This window comes from Halorubrum laminariae, from assembly GCF_024494655.1.
In the GTDB taxonomy this organism is placed as follows: domain Archaea; phylum Halobacteriota; class Halobacteria; order Halobacteriales; family Haloferacaceae; genus Halorubrum; species Halorubrum laminariae.
Genome location: NZ_JANHDL010000037.1, coordinates 1 through 1,923 on the forward strand (window position 1 = coordinate 1; position 1,923 = coordinate 1,923).

A 1,923-nucleotide genomic window follows, 5' to 3' on the forward strand; every position below is an offset into this window, starting at 1 on the left:
TACCCTGTTGCACGTTCAAAATTAGTTCGCCGGACGGGGCGGGCAGAGCTGAAACCGACCACCACTCAGCTGTGCTGACCCAATGATGGTACGTTTCTTGACAGACGGGGCTGAATGAACCAGAGAATCACCCCGATCAATCACGAGATGAACACGAAACAGAGCCGCCTGAGAGCGATGTCTCTCAGGCGGCGACTCTTGTTTTTTGGACAGGTGGCCCGACGCTCAGATGAGCCGACTCGGTGAGCGTATCAGCCCTGGTTTGTTCTGCCGATGGGCAGTGAGCGACGCAGCTACCAACGCCACTGCCGAGAGAACGACGTGAGTCTCGACGTTGCCTTCCTTGCGTGCACAGACGCGATCAAGGCCAGTGAACGATTTCAGCCGCGAGAAGACGCGCTCGACACCTGCGCGCAGGTGTCGATGCATCCGTTCTTTGATCGCCTGAAAAATGTAGGTCTCCTCGACGTTTCCTACCTCAACGCCGTACTCCGAGAGGAGCTCCTGCGGTAACCGCTCCAGGGCATCGTAGGGGCTGTCGATCTCCTCACCATGTTCCTCGAACAACTTCTTGATTTCGTCCTTGATCGTCGCTAACGGCGACGATCTACGGGGATTGATCGCCGTCAATAACGGAGAGTCGAGGCGGTCTTGACAGAACTCACGGTTTTCTTGACTGTCGAAGCCAGCATCAGCCAATGCGGCCTGGAGATTCTCAGTGTCGTACCGCTCATCGAAGTCCTTGATGAGCGGTTCGAACGCAACAGTGTCGTTTCGCTTGCCGGTCTCCATCGTGATGGCGACCGGCAGTTCCGTCGCTGCGTCTACCACGAGAAACACTTTGTAGCCGTAGAACGAGCCTTCGTGTTTACCCCAACTTGCGCCCTCAACATCGCCGTTTTCGATCTCGTCGCGTGTGTTTGCCCAAGCGGCAATGTGCGTCCCATCAATTATGACGAACTCACCGGCGTGGTCGTGAGCGGCAAGCACCTCGCTACACATCGACTGGAGGCAGTTGCGAAGATCGTCTGGATCGAGCTCGTCGAAGGCTCGCCAGAGGGATGTCCCGTCGGGGACATCCCCTGGCTCCGTGTAGTCGAGTGCCTCTCGAAACGAGTGGTTGCGCTGAAGACGTCGTTCGAGGGCGTCGAAAGAGTCGCCCTCGAACTGCCGCAGGACAAGTGCAGCGGCTCGTTCCGGGGCGATTGACTGAAGTTCCGAGACAGCGACCGAGAGGAAAGTTGCGACGAGTTCGTCTCGGTAGAGATAGCCGTCGTCACCAGGATCGTCTGGTGTGACATCGGTTGGCTGGTCGGTTTCGCGCTGAGCCAGCTGGCCGTCCTGGATGGACGGCCAGCGATGGGTGTAGACAGTGGTATTGCGCGTCGTGACGGCGTGTACCTCCTGTTGTTCGGTGAGTTTGCGAAGCGAGCGGTAGCAGCGTCGATCAAGCAAGTCGTTTGCTTCGGGTGCGGTGAGTCCGGATGGCCGGTTGAACGCGAGGTGTTTGAGCGTGGCTTTGGTGGTTTCATGGCGGTGGAAGACGGCGACGCCGTCATCCACCTCGGGTCGCCAGAAGCCGTCGTGGGTAGCTCTGTGGCCAATGACGTGTTTGCTAGCGACGTAGTTGGAGTGGTGGTTCAGCGACGTGTAGAACGTGTCTTGGGAGGAGATTTGTTCGATGTACCACGGTGGCACCTCGGTGCCAGCGCGGAGAGCCTTCTTGGAAGCAACCTCGCCGTGGATTCGGAGAAATGCTCGAACAGTGGCCTTATGCGATTCGACGGTGTCTCCTTCAGTGTCGGATTGTGTTGGTGTCATACTTCCAATCCGGCTTTTAGTCTAGTGAAAGTGACTATTTCGCTCCGTTAGTGATAGATGCCGGATACGTCTGAACTGATTTTGAAACCGTGCAACGGGCTA

At 57.3% G+C, this 1,923-nt stretch carries 1 protein-coding gene; it reads right to left on the minus strand.

Annotated elements, in window-relative coordinates; genetic code table 11:
* Positions 1-225: 225 nt before the first annotated feature.
* Positions 226-1,821 carry a transposase gene (locus NO887_RS18430; protein ID WP_256419619.1) on the minus strand — a complete coding sequence of 532 codons (1,596 nt, stop codon included), beginning with the start codon at positions 1,819-1,821 and terminating at the stop codon, positions 226-228.
* Between the last annotated feature and the right edge of the window lie 102 nt (positions 1,822-1,923).

What these genes read in the sequence shown, in the direction of transcription:
- NO887_RS18430 (WP_256419619.1), bottom strand. Translation starts at nt 1,821, where the DNA reads ATGACACCAACACAATCCGACACTGAAGGAGACACCGTCGAATCGCAT.